This is a genomic window from Phocaeicola paurosaccharolyticus JCM 15092 (genome assembly GCF_000613805.1).
Lineage (GTDB): Bacteria > Bacteroidota > Bacteroidia > Bacteroidales > Bacteroidaceae > Phocaeicola > Phocaeicola paurosaccharolyticus.
Map to the genome: position 1 here is coordinate 148,946 of NZ_BAJR01000002.1, position 15,926 is coordinate 164,871.

General features: G+C 41.8%; 12 protein-coding genes and 1 pseudogene. All 13 read right to left on the minus strand.

Going from position 1 to position 15,926, the window contains the following annotated elements; translation table 11 throughout:
* Positions 1-67 precede the first annotated feature (67 nt).
* Positions 68-1,093, minus strand: coding sequence for an ORF6N domain-containing protein (locus tag JCM15092_RS02015; RefSeq protein ID WP_024993193.1), 1,026 nt, complete (start codon positions 1,091-1,093; stop codon positions 68-70).
* A gap of 29 nt (positions 1,094-1,122) precedes the next feature.
* Positions 1,123-2,037, minus strand: coding sequence for a DUF6043 family protein (locus JCM15092_RS02020; protein WP_024993194.1), 915 nt, complete (start codon positions 2,035-2,037; stop codon positions 1,123-1,125).
* 13 nt (positions 2,038-2,050) lie between these two features.
* Positions 2,051-3,387 (minus strand): annotated as a pseudogene (locus tag JCM15092_RS14650) (tyrosine-type recombinase/integrase).
* 346 nt (positions 3,388-3,733) lie between these two features.
* Complete coding sequence (locus JCM15092_RS17790; protein WP_262501360.1) at positions 3,734-6,472, minus strand: efflux RND transporter permease subunit; 2,739 nt, start codon at positions 6,470-6,472, stop codon at positions 3,734-3,736.
* A 47-nt stretch (positions 6,473-6,519) separates the two neighbouring features.
* Positions 6,520-6,903, minus strand: coding sequence for an efflux RND transporter permease subunit (locus JCM15092_RS17795; RefSeq protein ID WP_369384637.1), 384 nt, complete (start codon positions 6,901-6,903; stop codon positions 6,520-6,522).
* Entirely contained in the window at positions 6,900-7,862 is a 963-nt protein-coding gene (locus JCM15092_RS17385) for an efflux RND transporter permease subunit (protein WP_235782246.1), read from the minus strand. The genes JCM15092_RS17795 and JCM15092_RS17385 overlap by 4 nt, the downstream gene beginning before the upstream one ends.
* Complete coding sequence (locus tag JCM15092_RS14660; RefSeq protein WP_235782247.1) at positions 7,859-9,928, minus strand: efflux RND transporter permease subunit; 2,070 nt, start codon at positions 9,926-9,928, stop codon at positions 7,859-7,861. The genes JCM15092_RS17385 and JCM15092_RS14660 overlap by 4 nt, the downstream gene beginning before the upstream one ends.
* Positions 9,925-10,698, minus strand: a complete 774-nt coding sequence (locus JCM15092_RS16430) for an efflux RND transporter periplasmic adaptor subunit (protein ID WP_159101359.1) — start codon at positions 10,696-10,698, stop codon at positions 9,925-9,927. The genes JCM15092_RS14660 and JCM15092_RS16430 overlap by 4 nt, the downstream gene beginning before the upstream one ends.
* Positions 10,584-11,009 carry a biotin/lipoyl-binding protein gene (locus JCM15092_RS16435; protein ID WP_051532456.1) on the minus strand — a complete coding sequence of 142 codons (426 nt, stop codon included), beginning with the start codon at positions 11,007-11,009 and terminating at the stop codon, positions 10,584-10,586. The genes JCM15092_RS16430 and JCM15092_RS16435 overlap by 115 nt, the downstream gene beginning before the upstream one ends.
* Before the next feature lie 3 nt (positions 11,010-11,012).
* Positions 11,013-12,488, minus strand: a complete 1,476-nt coding sequence (locus JCM15092_RS02045) for a TolC family protein (protein ID WP_034541427.1) — start codon at positions 12,486-12,488, stop codon at positions 11,013-11,015.
* A gap of 5 nt (positions 12,489-12,493) precedes the next feature.
* Positions 12,494-14,422 (minus strand): O-antigen ligase family protein, encoded by a 1,929-nt coding sequence (locus JCM15092_RS02050; protein ID WP_024993196.1) that lies wholly within the window; start codon positions 14,420-14,422, stop codon positions 12,494-12,496.
* Entirely contained in the window at positions 14,419-15,243 is an 825-nt protein-coding gene (gene lepB / locus JCM15092_RS02055) for a signal peptidase I (protein WP_024993197.1), read from the minus strand. The genes JCM15092_RS02050 and lepB overlap by 4 nt, the downstream gene beginning before the upstream one ends.
* Entirely contained in the window at positions 15,240-15,902 is a 663-nt protein-coding gene (locus JCM15092_RS02060; RefSeq protein WP_024993198.1) for a MauE/DoxX family redox-associated membrane protein, read from the minus strand. Before JCM15092_RS02060 ends, lepB begins: the two co-directional genes overlap by 4 nt.
* Positions 15,903-15,926: the final 24 nt, after the last annotated feature.

A 15,926-nucleotide genomic window follows, 5' to 3' on the forward strand; every position in this document is an offset into this window, starting at 1 on the left:
AGAAACGAAATGGATATTGAATTAATCTCGTTTATCGCTATGCTTGAAATCTCATTTTGGCAAGACATTACCGCAACACTAATACCGGATTATTCAGAAGTTGGTCTATCACGGGGTGATAAATGCATCCATCGGTAACGGCTGTAATGGTCGTAACTTTATTCCCTCCGTCTTTGGATGAAGCACCGCAATGATAAATCTGCTCATCGGCTGTTTGGTAATCAATGACAATATATCTGTCATGGAATATACCGCCGGATATTCGCAGCGAAACAGAAACATCGGGATATTCCCGACAGAAGTCATTAAACTCTGCCTGATGTAGTCGATTGCCGATATTGTCTGAGAATACAGTAATCTTCACATTGGCAGAAACCTCTTTCAAGAGTACCAATGTCTTTAATCCGATATAATTATCCACTACGAATATTGTTTTCTTGGCTGTGGCATAAATCTGTTGGTAAGCCAAATCGGATTCTACAGGTTGGCCGTTGAGTATCAGCCAGCCCCTTCTGACGGTAGGATTACTAAAGTCAAGCATGACATTTGCCAGTTCCGACTTCGTTACAACATTGCCCAATGTGTCTATTATACTGGCAACCTTGTCATCAACAGCTGATAAGGATTTACGCAAATCAAGCAAGTCTTGTGTGTTCTGGGTTGTTTGCAAAGACAGTTGGAGATATTCCCTCTGCCCCAATAACGGCTGGTTGTCAACAATGTAGTCCTTCATCTGCTTGAAGATGCGAATCAAGGCTTTACTTTGCTTGGTTGCCAACTCACCTTTCAAGACAGTCATAAGCATATATATTCCTTGCTCCGTAAAGGCGTATGGATTATATCTGCGACCTCCCCAACTTGAGGTGGAATTTTTGCACCTCAAGATTTCGCACTCCTCATCGGTCAACTGAAACATGAAGTCTTGCTCAAACTTCTCAATGTTGTTCTTTACCTGGCGGTTAAAATCCTTGGTACTATATCCGTAGATTTTGGCCAAATCCATATCAAGCATTACTCGAACACCCCGGACATAGTATATAAATCCTTTCAGATATTCGGCATTGACTTCTTCTGCGATAATGTCTTTATCCATATTCGTAAGCTATTATGTTCGTATTTTCTTTAGTCTGCTTTGGTAAGATAACTCCGCCATTCATTGATGTACGTCCGTTCAATACCGCAATCTTTTATTTTCCCTTTATTCGTGCTGTCGTTCAATTTCTTAATGGCTATCTGCAAGTTACGCACGCTTTTCAGGTCGCAGTTCGGCATTTCATTGGCAAGCAATCGATGGAATGTCGTCACATCGCAATGGCTTAAAAGCTGTTCTTCCTGCAATGCAAAATACAGCCTTGCCAAATCGGTGCCAGTGTGCTGTGTAGAGACTCTTAGCTTGATTTTTTTCAAAAGCGTTTCTTTATCGCCGAGCAGATAATCCTGTAAGCAAAGTGGCTGTTCCGTATTTGTTGGCATTTCCGTTATCACTTCATTCACAGGTTCTAATTCCTCAATACATGATTCCATTACATTCCCTTCTTCAATGGCTTTCTTCTCACGCCTGAAATTTTCCCAATCCTCTTTCGTTCGCATCTTATTGCGGATACTACTCTTAATGACAACCCGAATCATGATTGCAGCGATTTTCTGTTCTATGAAATTGTTTCTCGGATTGTTCGCTTCCGCTTCCAGCTGGTTGACCATCGTTTCATAGCATTTGCCATAATACAGCCATGCCAGCATAGCCGGAACGATTGACCCTTTATCTATGCTGTGAAATTCATCTACCAATAATTTAGCGGTATCTGCGTCTGCTGCATAATCTTGAATCTTCCGTTCATTGGCAAGGTCACCGTGACATTCCGCCCGATACCTGCGCATCAGTTTGGGCGCAAGTCTCATGCCCACATTAAAAACCTTGTATAGTCCGATAGCCGATTTGTCATTGACTTCCGCAACAAAGCGATCGTATTCTTCCGGGTGACCGTCAAGCCATTCCTTGATTTCCTGCTTGAATCTTTCAAAATCCTGTCGAGCCATAGTCCGCTGTCGTTTAGTCCAACAAATTTACGAGTTCTTGCTTCATTTCATCGTCTATCTCTCTATAACGGCGAAAAGCCTTGCTGCCTTCCTTATGTCCAGATACCGATGAAACCAAATCAGGGTCTTTCACCTTTTTATACATATTGCCGATAAAAGTCTTTCGAGCCGTATGTGTGGTGGCAACCTCATACAGATATTTCTGCTCAGGCTTACGGGTCAAAGGATTAAGCACCGTAACGATTCTGTTCAGTTCGGCAAGTTTGAAAGCTTCCTTAATGGCCTGATTGTATTTCTGCTCCGATATGAATGGAAGCAAAGTTTCTCCATCATAGTCTTTGTAGCGTTCAAGAATGGTTTTGGCGATGTCGTTCAATGGCACTCTCACCGTTCTTGGATTATGATTGCGTGTCTTTCCTTGAATGTACTCTAATGCACCATTCACGAGGTTTTTCTTCGTGAGCTTATAAAAATCGCCTACACGACAACCCACCACACTTTGGAATACAAAAATGTCACGTTGCACGGCCAGTTGCGGACGCATGGATAAGTCCGCTTCGAAAAGCTGGTTACGTTCCTGCAAAGTCATATAAACAGGAGTTCCGTAAAGACATTCTTCAATCGGGAATTTGTCAAATGGGCGGTTTATGGTCTTACCTTGATTATAGCACCATATAAAAAAGGTACGTATACGCGAGAAGCAATCAATGAGCGTATTCTTTCCTCTGGGTTGTGGAGTACGCTTTTCGGGAATAGTAGCGTAAATCTCAGGATATTCTTCGGCGTAAGCGTGTTCATTCTCCATAAAATCCCAAATGTCTGCAAGCGTATCTTTGGTAACTGTATTTATGTCCAGTGAAAAGTCTTTCATGCCCCTTCTTGTTTCTCTGATGAACAGCTCATAGCGCATGAGTGCTCTTTTTACCACACGGAAATTCTTTTTCCTCACTTCCGACAGACTATGCTTTTCCAAAAACTCGTCAAACAGTTCGGCAAAAGTTGGTGGATTTTCAGCGGCCAGTTCTTCTTCCGTCTTGTATTTGTCCGGGTGATGGAATTTGTCTATCACTTCTCCTAACCATCCGCTGTCGGCATCATCCTATATTCCCTTTCAATCATTCGGGTCAATGCCTGTACCTTATGGTTCAAGTCTATCTTTTCATCTTCCGGCACCAAAGCCACACGGTCTTTATATCCCTGCTTTTCTGGGCTCCAATGGTTGGGGCTAATGGAAAGCTCACTTGCCGCCTTGATGTCTTTCTTTCCGTCACGCAGGCGGAAATAGATGGTGGCTTTGGTCTCCAAATCATTCTTCTTTGCCGTTTTTCGTATGAATGCAGTCACTTTCATAAGCTTCGATTCTATTTCTGGATTGAACACTGCAAAGATAGTGAATTGTTCCCAAATTGTTCCCGTTTATCCCAAATTTGTTTCAATCCAATTAAATTGAATCATTTTTATATCCCGATATAAGTATTTAATAATCAGTTTGGTTTAGTTTAAACTTCATCGTTTTACTATTTAAACTGATTGTTCCAGTTTTAATATTTCAAATGCGGGTCTGGGTACTTTTCACAAAGAAACAAGCCTGTAAATCAAGTATTTACAGGCTTTTCTTCTTAAATTTGCACCACAATTGCACCACTTGATAAAAACGTTATTTCACCTCACATTTTAATGTTCAGCCATAATTCTATTATTGTCTCTTCCTCTTAAATCTCATGAATATCGGCATAACGAATATTATTGCAACGAGGGAGAGTGTCAGTCCACCAGTCACACCAGTTGCAAATGAGAACCAGAAAGGTTCTTCCTTGCCACCGAAGAAGAACGGAATGAGGCCCATTATCGTGGAAGCCACAGTAAGAAAAACTGGAATAATCTTGTGGTTGTAGGCTTTCACATACAGTCGTATAAAGTCGGTATTTGCAGTGGAACGACGGATGATATTGTATTGATTGAGAATATAGATTCCCGAATTCACCGTGATACCGCAAAGAAGTACAAGCGAAGCGAATCCTCCAGCTCCGAATTCTGCTCCCGTGAAATAGAAGGTGAGGAACGTTCCGATCAGTGTCACAGGAATAATAGAAATAATCACGACTGTAGCCCTTAATGACTCAAACAGAATGGCGCAGAGAAAGAAGATGATGACAACAATCAGCGCAATAAGCCCGTATTTTGTTGCTTCTTCTTCGCTCATGGAGAAAGAAGGAGTTGAACATTTATATCCCACCGGTAGTGTCTTTCTGAAATGTTCCATCACCTCGTCGATGTATTTGAACGAGTAGTTGTAACTACCCAACACGTTACACGCGATGTTTAGTACGTATTCCTGATTCTCACGATGAATACTGTTTTTGGCAGTCCTACGTTCAATCTTCATAAGGTCAGGCAACATCAAGCTTGCGTCTCTGACCTGTATTGCCGCATTATTCAGATTCCATAGATCGAAGGAGTCGTAGGTCAATGGCTTCAGTACTATTTCTGATGACACATATCTATCATGATATACACCTGCCCTGTTTCCATTCAGCATACCTGACAGAGTTCCATGCACGCTACCTGCAGAAGTTCCATACAGACTGAAGCGATCCTGTGAATATCTCATGTGGAACTCGTCTTCTAATCTTTGCTGTCCAGGCGTTTCAATCAACAAGTCCTGAACGCGATTGTTGGCTCTCATATAGTCAGCGATGTCCTCTGCCAGTCGGTTTAAACGAGCATAATTGAATCCTGATATAGTAATGTTGTTATTTCTGTATTGTAGGTTAAGGGAATTGCTGAATCCACGCTGACTCACGCCATATGTGCTCCAGTCCGCTCCACCTATGCTGATAACCTTACCAATCACTTTATTTTCCAGCTGATAAGGAAATCCCGTCTGTGCATATTCCTTCTTAAAAACAACCTCCACAGACCCCCTTCCGCCATTGATACGTGTGGTGAAGGTCTTTATTTCCTTGAAGGTCTTAAGAAATTCTTCCAGGATTTTCATTTTCTCATTAAGTTGGGTGGATGTTCCTCCCAATGGCATCTGTGCTCGGATGTTAAGAACCATGTCTTTCTCTTCCTCGCGGGAATTACCCTCATTCAGCGACTGGGCAAACAATCGCATTGTTCCACCAAACACCTTCGACAAAGGTTCCTTCAGCGTACTTTGGAAGAAATCACTACCCAATGTCTTATTGTAGAGAGTTTCATACCATTTCTGTTCGCTTCTGCTTCCTTTATCATAGTAGAAATCATTCTCTCCCAACCCTTTCGGCAATGCATGAAACGGTATACCAAAAGCTACTATCACCAAGATTATATAAATCCACCTATGGCGACTGGTGAAATTAAGATAACCACTATAAAAACGGTTCCATTTCACCACTCCTCTGATATGTCTGAGAGATTCATTATGACTGTTATAATGCATGGTCTCTACAAGCGAAGGAACAAAGAAATAGGCCACAAGCAGGGATATGGTCAGGTTTATGATGACAATCCATGAAAAGTCATAGAGATTGTCCTGCAGATTTTTCGGAAGGAAGAAAATTACAATCAGCGCACCGATGGTTGTAAGCAGGGCTGCCAAAATAGCTAAAAATGCCTTACGATTTCGGTAATAGCTGTAGTGGTCGGCCATTACTATGGTCGAATCGATAATTAGTCCCAACGAAACAGTGATACCAGCCAAGGAATAAATGTGCAGTTGAATGCCAAACATCCAATAAGCAATGGCTGAAATAAGCAAATTGGCAGCTAATGCTACAGAAATGATAAACAGATATTTCAAGTTACGGTTGCTGAGCCATACGAACAACAGCAACAAAATCAGCGACAGCAGTGTTCTGCTCACCAGTTTAAACAGCTCTTCTCGTTGTGTCTTCGCTTCGTCATGATAAAGTTCCACATACACACCTTTTCCCATATTCGCTTTGATAGACTCCATCTCTTCCTGCACTTTGTCCGATAGAGATATCATGTCAGCATCCGCCGGAACATGAATACTTAGGTATATGGTGTTCATTCCGTTCACGCGATAGTAAGACCATGGTTCGTAGTCCTTGTAATGATATGTTGCCAAGTCATTCAGATAGAAAATCTTACCTTCGGCGTTGGCTATTGGCATATTTTCCAATGATTTAGAGAATTCAGCCGTTGCCAGACGCAGTGCCATACTTTCCATCGTTCCGGATGGCTTTTGCTGCCAGATTTTTCCGATAATCTCGTCACGGCCAATGAAGTTTTGAATAGCTTCCGCGATGTTATAGCCTGTCAAACCGCATGCAGCTAGTTTGGTAGGATCATAACACATCTCGATGTAACGGCCGGTGGTGCCGTTGACTTCCACCTTCGATACGCCGGAAACCCGTTCCAAAGGTCGGGCTATCTGTTGATCAACATAATTTTTTATCTGGTCTGGCTGTAAATCCGCATGGATCATATACAAGAGCAGCTGTTTGTTCTCATTATGCGAAGAAGATCCCGTTATCACCTCACCTCCCGACAGTGAAGGATAACCGACACCTTGTGGCAAACGACTGTATGTCTGCCTGAGCAGGATGATATTTCAAATCTAATCGATGAGACATCAGATTCAGGCTTCAATTGTACACGAATCTCGCTCCTTCCGAAATATGAGTCTGACGAGACACTTTCAATACCCTTCACTGATGTAACGATTCCTTCGATTGGTGATGTCACGTTCTGCTCCACCACTTTGGCTGACACCCCGGGCCAGTCAAAATTAATGGATAGAGTTTTTCCTTGCCGTTCCATAGGTTCCGTACCCACTTTCAGCATAGGCATCACAGCGGCTCCGATAACCATCAGAACCACCATCGTCATTATGATTGTAAAATTGGAGTACTTCATTTTCTGTTACGGTAAATAATATAGTAAACCATAGGCACAAAGAACATACTCACAGCAGTTCCTATGGTCATACCGATGATGATGGTCAGTGACAAAGGGTACTGCATGTCATCACCTATACTGCCTTTCGAAAGGAATGGCAGCGAGGCAAAAATAGTGGTCAGTGATGTCATAACTATAGGCAACAATCGTTCATGTCCTGCAGTCAAGATTGCTTTGATTAGTGGCATACCTGCTTTTCTACGACTATTAATCGTATCAATCTTCAGAATGGAGTCATTGATTACAATACCTCCCATAACAATCAAGCCTATCATCGACATTATGTTGAGCGTCTCCCCCATCGCCCATAGACAGAGAATTACAAAGAGCACGTCAATTATCATTTCGGACAAAATGATAGTTGGCTGCACCAGACTTTCAAACTGAGCTGCCAGAATAAAGAAGAGCAACAGGAGTGAAATGACCAAGATGCCTACAAGTTGACCTACAAGTTTTTGTCCTGAGAAATACGCACCATCCATGCTTACATTAACCTTTTCGTGTTTGCGGTCATAATCCGTCACAAAGTCTAAAATCCGCTCCACATCACTTGATGAAGCATAGATATTCACAGGATAGAATTGACCGGCGTCATTGCCATACAGATGCTTGTAGTCATCAACCATTCTCTCTGTGATGATATAGCTCAATGGTATCTCGTTTCCTTCGTCCGATATCACACTACTCTGCATGAGCACACTGCGATTGTCATTGTTGGCACCCAACAAAACGGGAACATTGCTCACGCCTCGGTTTATACTCAGCACATCATTTCTGCCCACCAGTTCCTTCAATCGTCTGGAAAGTGCACCATAGCTGACATGATAAAAACTCATTTTCTCAACATCTGCCACCATCTGTAGGTTTTCCTCCGTCACAACGGCAGGTATTATCACCTGTGGAAAGTGTCGTTTCAAAGTGTCTGTAAAAGCTTGGCCACTTCCACCTTTGGTCTGCGTCCGTCGCCATCCCTAAGCATAATCATCAAATCCGGTTCATCCGATGAGAACACCATATTAAGCAAATTGCTCGATGGTTCCGATTTCACTGTTGCCTCAGGATAGCGTCGTCCTATTTCACCGGAAATGTTATCAATAGCTTTTCTAAGTTCAGATGGTGATTCACACTTCATATATATCAATGCCTCCGATGGTGTAATATCCGGAGTATGCGACAACAGATAATCCTGTGTTCCCACCAATGATGTGTAGGTTTCCACGTTCTTTTGTTGAGTCAGGATATCATTGATTCTGCTGTCATTCTCCTGTGCTGATATTCCACTGTTCCAATCTACCTTCATCATACCGTCTGAATAATCAATATCAGGTAGCGTCTGTTTATCTATCAAAAAAAATATTAGAACTGTTACAGGTATAATGAGAATGAAGATGACTATACACGTTTTTGAATGCTTCATCACCCAATGGAACACTCGTTCATAGCCTCTTAAAAGTCTAGTATTCTCATTCTTTGCCTTGTCTTCAGGAGCTACGGTCGCATGTCTATAGTTCAGTTTGAAATAAACGGGCAATACCAGCATAGCTACTGCCAGTGATGAGAACAAAGAGATAGTGATACCCATCGACTGGTCATAAAACAACGAGCCGGCTATACCGCTCATGAATATCAGCGGAATGAATACAATACAGGTGGTGAGTACCGAACTTAGCATTGCCGTAAACACCTCGCCCGTTCCCTTGTCAATAGCATCAGTCAAAGGCATGCCTCCTCTCCATTTCTGCAGGATGTTGTCTATCACGATGATTGAGTTGTCCACAATCATACCCACACCTAGTATCAGTCCCGACAATGAGATTATGTTGAGTGAGATACCTATGACATAGAAGCAAATGAAAGTGGTAATTAGCGACAGCGGAATGGACAGAGCCACAAGAATTGCCAGTTTCCATCTGCGCATGAACAGCAGTAGTATAAGAAATGTAAAGAAAGCTGCAGCCAAGAGGTTCCATTCAAGGTTGTTGATTGAATACGAAAGCAACTCAGTTTGATCACGGGTGATACTGAATTCCATCTCCGGATAAGCCTGTTCAAAATCATTGATTACACCGCTCACCGCATCTTTCAGGTCATCCATTCTGGCGTCACTCTGTTTGATGACAGCCATAGACACACAGTTGCGTCCGTCATGGCGTACTATTCCATTTCTGACAGCAGGGCGTTCTTCAATCTTACATAAGTCCTTTAACTGAAACAGTCGTCCCTCATGACGAATATATATGTTCCTTATGTCGTCAATGGTGAGAATCTGACTGTCAAAGTGGATATTATATCGATAAATACCGTCAGCAATAGTCAATGCAGACAATTGAATGTTGTTGTCACTGATGGCGCGTTGAATATCATCCTCCGAGATGCCCATTGCAGCCATAACACCAACATTGGGAATACAAGTTATCTCCGATGTGGTTGTACCGCTGATATCGACCATAGCCGTAGGAGGTAACTGTTCAATGCGTTTTATCACCACGTTGCGGGCAAATTCACTCAGACCTGCAAATCGGTTATCAGCATCACCTCCCTTTTTCTCATCCTTGAAGGCTATGTCCAGATAAAAGGCCGGGATGTCCGTCGCACTGGCTTTCACCACTTTCGGACGGTTCATCTCCTTTGGCATTCTCGGCATGGACATATCTATCTTTTCGTTGACATCAATAAAAAGAAGATCGACATCACTACCAGGTGAAAACCTAAGAAGAATACTTCCACCGTCGGCTCTGGCATCACTAGTCAGACTCTTCAGTCCTGTCACCTGCGACAGTTGGTTGCGAAGCGGTTCGATGGCCTGCTGCTCAACCTCCTGCACGGAAGAACCGGGCATCTCCACCTTAACCGTGATTTGAGGGATGTCCACGTCTGGCATCAACGACACAGGCAGTCCAGTGATGGAAACAACACCTATGACGACAACGGCCACAATGATCATCGTCACCGCTATCGGTCTATGTATGATATATTTTATCATTCTTCACTATTTGCTATGATTTTCACTTTAGTTCCGTCTGCCAGATTCTGGTTACCCGATGTAATGATGACATCTCCCTTATGTAATTCAGTTTCCTTTACGGCACATCCCCTGATGGAATGACTGTTCAGATTACTGTGGGCAATATCCACGTAAGTCCATACAGCTTCACCGTTTTTATAGATAAATGCCACATGATAACCATCTCGTTCCACTACAGCATCCTTCGGAACCACAAACGAGTCATACACTTCATTTTCTATGATGACCTTCACGTTCATACCGTCTATCAGTTTGTCTGAGTCATTCTTGATTCTGGCCTTCACGAGAATCAGTCCCTTTTCGCTGACTGTAGGATTGATGTTCACCACCTCACCGCTCGCTGGGATGGCATCATTAGCAAACGGACTCACCATCACGTGCTGTCCCTTCTGTATATTCTTCAGTTCAGCTTCCATCACACTGAATTCAACATCAAAATAGCTGTCGTTAATCAGTGTACAGACCTTGTCCATACGCTGAAAACGGTTACCTGTCAAGTCAGCTATTCGTCCACTGAACGGAGCTTTGAGACTACACTCCTGCAGACGCTTCTGAGCCAACTCCAACGCATATTGTGAAGAGAAATATCCTGATGTCACCTTTGCTCGGTGCATCACATCGGCAGGTACATTATCATCCATACCATCATATCCCAGTCCGATGAGTTTGTCAGAGAGTTCCACTCTTGCACGTTCCAAGTCACGTTGAGCACGTTCCTCTTCAAGCACCAAGCTCTGACGGTCTGTCTCGCTATCACCTCTCCTTTCTGCACCATGTCACCATTGTGTACATGTACAGCCACTACCGTTCCGCCATTTGAAAATGATAGTTCGCTCTTTGCTATTGCCTTTAACCGTCCGTTGCAAATCAACTGCTGGTGAAACGTCTGCGGGTTCAGGATAATAGTATCCACATAGATTTCTGTCGGAGCCGCTTCAGCTTTTCCCATGTCCGTCTTCTCTTCCGCGTTCTTATTGTTCTTGCACGATGTCAGCATGCTGAGAATTATCAGCGATGTATATAGGATTGATGTTTTCATATTTTAGAATTTTCTTTTTACAATTTTATCAAAGTCTGCCGTGAGGTTTCTTCTATCCACCCAGTCATATAGAGTTGCTTTGCGAAGTGTATAATAGTAAGACCAGTACAATTGCAACTGACCAATATACTGTAGTTTGGCCGTCTCCTGTTCCTGCATGGCTGTATTCAGTTCCGTTACGCTCACGGTTCCGGTTTCAAATCGTTTCTTAGTTATTTCATAGCGTTCCTTAGAAATATCCTGAGCTCGCATTGAGGTGCGGCACTGTTCAGCCTGGAAACTGAACTGCAATGCCTGCTGACGTATGTTTTGCACATATTCTTCCTCGGCACGTTCTATCTGCGTCTTGGCCAGTTCTAGTTTGGACTGCGCCACCTTTACACGGCCTTTCTTAACACCCCAATCAAAGATCGGCATGGCCAGTGTAAGCCCCACTATCTCATTGTCACGAAGATGACTGTAGGCTGACGAGAAATTGTCGGCTGTTTGGTTAAAACCAATTTCACCGTTCAACTGCAACTGTATGCCTTTAGCCGATTTAGCCGAGGCCAAATTCTGCTTAGCAGCCAGAAGGGTCAGATCCTGACTGATTTGATGAGATGAGTTCTCCAATGCCTTCGAGAGAATGTCATTCTCAGTCACCGTAATGTCCGTCACATTAGATGGAGGAATCAGTCTCACTTGCTGATAATCCCTGACTCCCATGTAGGAAAATAGGCTGAACAGAGAATTATCCATCTGTATACGTGAATTCGTCACGGCGACCTTTGCGTTGAGTTTTGACAACTCAAGCTGTAGGATATCAGATTTTGTGATTGTACCCAGTTCGAATCTCTTCAACGAAATATCATAAAGTCGCGTCAGGTCTTCCAGTTTAGCCACATCCTGATTGTAGTTTGATTGAGCTGTAATCGCACTAAAGAAAAGATTGGTGGTCTGGATGGCCACTGATTCCATACCTTCAAGATATACCTTCTTTGCACGTTCATATTCCTTTGGTGCAATCTTCTTTTGCCATTTCAGTGCATTATATGACCGAAGTGGTTGGGTGTAAGACAACCGAAGTGGCTGTGAGTTATAAGTTTTCAAATCATAGTTGAACTGATCCAACCTATTGAGATATGACTGGAGAGACAACGTACCTCCCAATGATGGCAACTGCTGATCGACCGAGAGCATCAGGTTGTTGGTCATAGAGTTGTTGTCCACATAGTTTATCTTACCTGTCTCAGCATCTCGTGCCTCCACTCTTGAATGGTTGAAGTTCATCAGTCCTCCACTCAGATTGACAGCCGGCAACAATTCCGCTCGGAAGGAGCGATAAGTCCAGTAGTCGGCAGTGAACTGAAACTGTGCCAGTTTGGCGTCAAAGGAGTTTTCCTGTGATATTCTTATGGCATTCGTAAGAGTAAGCTGCTGAGCATGGACCTTTCCATAGGTCATTACCATAAGACAATAAATATACAAGAGTTTTCTCATGTTTCTTATCTAAAAATTTTGTTATTTATATACTTGTCAGGACATTGAATAATGTCGCCATTATAATATATGCTATCAGCTATCTGTCTCATCTGCTGAGTAGCCTTCGATTCTATCTTTACATAAGACTTTCGGATAACTTTTGCCATGTCATAAGCTTTTGCCTGTTCTCCGATATCTGCATACATCATCATAATCTGATACAGAGGATAGAGGCGGTTCGGCATAATGGCATATGCCTTGTTGTAAGACTCTTCCGCCAACTCATAGAATTGTTCATCGCGATAGTTGTTTCCCATAATGATGTAGAATATCGGATCTGCACTCACAAGGGTAGCCTTACGCAATATAGCATTACTGTCCCTGTAGCGTTTTTCACTACTAAGTGTTTTTGCAAAGTCAAACAAATACTGAGGGTTATCTGTCTCATATGGGAGTAATTTATAATAGTCGGTCAGGAAAGCAGCATTCTGCATACTTGCAAAAAGATTTGCATTTTTATCTTGTTCTATTCGGTCAGATACTTCCTCCTTCAGGCAACAGCTAAAGGCTATCGTAATCAGACATAAAAAGAGACACATTATTTTACTAATATTCAAACTTAATGACGCATTATTTACAGATTCACTCCATGCAATAACTATTATGGCAATGATTGTGTACGGAAGAAGCTCAAATGGATATGAAAACATGGAAAAGATTATCAATGAGACCATGCCTAAGAACAGAACTTTGGACTGCTTGTAAAGTCTTACCAAAGCAAACACAACCGTAGTTATACATAGTATGACACCAATTAGGCCTTGTTCCACAAGCACTTTCAACAAGTCATTGTAAGAATAATCAGTAACACCGGCAGAACCATATATTCCTGATTGAGGATTTGCATTCCACATCTCAGCAATTCCTTCAGTACATGCATTTCGGAATCCTCCTACGCCGACTCCGAGCCATATATCATGCATCCATGATGTCAATGAGGCAATCCATATCAATGTCCTTCCATCTGCAGAACCACGTTTGATGAAATAGAAGGCAACAGCAAGTGCAGCAAGACCTCCCCATACAAAGTATCTGTACTTCCAATACCAGTTCCTGTATATCCACAGAGCACACAAGCCAAATCCCACAAATGCAGCTCGACTCCATGTTGCAGGAAGAACAAGTAATGGCAGTAACACAAGGGAAGAGAAAAAATAAAACGTACTTAGAACAATCCTACTCAAAATCTTATGGAGATTTGCCACGGAGTAAATAGCCGAATAGGCTTTATCCTTGCTTTTCGTGTTCTTTAATTTGCTAATTAACTTATATAAATAGCAAAACACATATTTCGACTTTATCTTAATCTCATATAGAATATCCAGTTTGTAAAAAATGATGGCGTACAATCCCATTATTGCAGCTATCATAAGGTAAGCAGAATAAGGTCCGGGATTCTGGAATGTACCTGTGAGAATAAACAGATGGTGACGACTTGTACCTGTAAGCATCTGATAGATTCCTATTGCAGCCTCATAGGTTCCACAACCAATAATACCAACAACCAACCACCATACAGATAAGCAGGTGTTATTCAGCACACATCTTAAGGTGAAGTACAACAGAATTATCCCCATTACCTTCAGGCAGTCTGTACCACAAGGATATTCTGCTCCAATCCATACTCTACCTACATAATACAAAGTCCAAATCATGACAAGACCATCCACAATTGTAACTTTCATCTTTACATTGTTGAGGAGAATGCATATAATACCCATAATTCCTATGACAGGAGTGCCCATGCAAAGCATTTCATTGGCATCTGCCCATCGCACCTCCACAGGTAGTAATGTTAACCAAAGCAGAAAACCTATAGCCAACATTTGTAAAAACAAAAATATACAAGGTTTGGCCTTGCTTATGTCTATTCTTAATTTTTCATTCATCATTTATCTTTCTTAATCACTTTCTGAACCACACCTACAATGTATTCCTCTGGCACGACGCCCCAGTGTCGGGAGTCTAATGAGTTCATCACGTTGTCACCAGCCATGAAATAATAGTTGTGTTCCCACTTATGATGTGTTATTCGCTTGCCATCAGCATAAGCTTCGTTCTTTTGCCAGTCCCATGTAATCTTTTTTCTTAGTTCCCATTCAAGCATAACATTATAAACGGCTGCTTCAAGAGCAAAAATCTTTATAATGTCATCCTTCCTTGGAATATACATCGGGCCAAAGTTCTTTATGTTCCATCCATTACAGTATGGTGGTATCCAGAAGCCCTCGATTATCAACGAGTCAGGTGTATTCTCCAAATTTGTTTGTTCCTCTTCAAGGCAAAGTACATCAGTATAGTTGTTGTTCTCATAATGACCGTTTTTTGCACTTACACTATCGCCAGGAAGACCTATGCAACGTTTGCAAAACACATTGTTTATGATGAAGTTTAGCTTTCCCCAATGATTAGCAAAGTTAAACACAACAATGTCATTATGTTTGACACCGCAATAACCTTTCAGACGGAACGCTTTCAGTTCCTGCCCACTAGGATTAAAGTTTAAATCTGTATATATTCTTGCTCCATGCTTTAACTTATTCACAATTATCTTATCGCCTGGTTTTAATGTAGGGTACATAGACACAGTAGGGATTGTGAAATAATCGAAGATTAACATCCTTGCCAGAAGCCATGCTCCGTAGAGCAATGGCACTGACAGGAATGCAGCAAATAGGTATTTTACCAATTTAAACAGCATTTTCTGTTTCATGTGTATTTTTTTGTTTTTAGGCTATATCTTAATGTCATTATTACATAAAACGAGATAATAATACACAATACCGTAAAGCCAGAAATGTAGGTCGTGTGATCCAATTCCTCAAAGAACCAAAGTGAGTACAATGGTAACACCATAATAACAGCAATACCGACATACAAATATTTATCTCTTATCAGTTTGGTAATATTCCAAGTCTCATGTTCCCTATAGCTGTTAATCACAAGCACAAGAGACATTATCCATAACACTACACTTTTGATAAAGCTTGCAGTAGGTGTGAGATGTATCAACTCCCCAAAGCATCCACAGGATTCTATACTTCCCATGATAGTAGGGAAGAATAAATTTAACCCTGTGAGATACACAAAGAATGAGAGCATAATACAGAAACCCAATACTGCAACTCTTCCATACTCTTTCTTCATAGCCAAGAGAGCTATCAGCATCTCGATTGCACATACAGTTATAGCTCCAATCATTGCCAAAGGATGTAACCCATCTGCCATATATGCATCAATATACAACTGTGTTTCAAGCACAAATGAGTGAATGTTTACAGACTTGAGGATGGAAGACATTAGGAATACTAATGACAATACATTTTTCCCAAGATTAATTATGAATCTTTTTGTAGTATAATAAACAACCATATGGCAATGTATTTTACAATAATT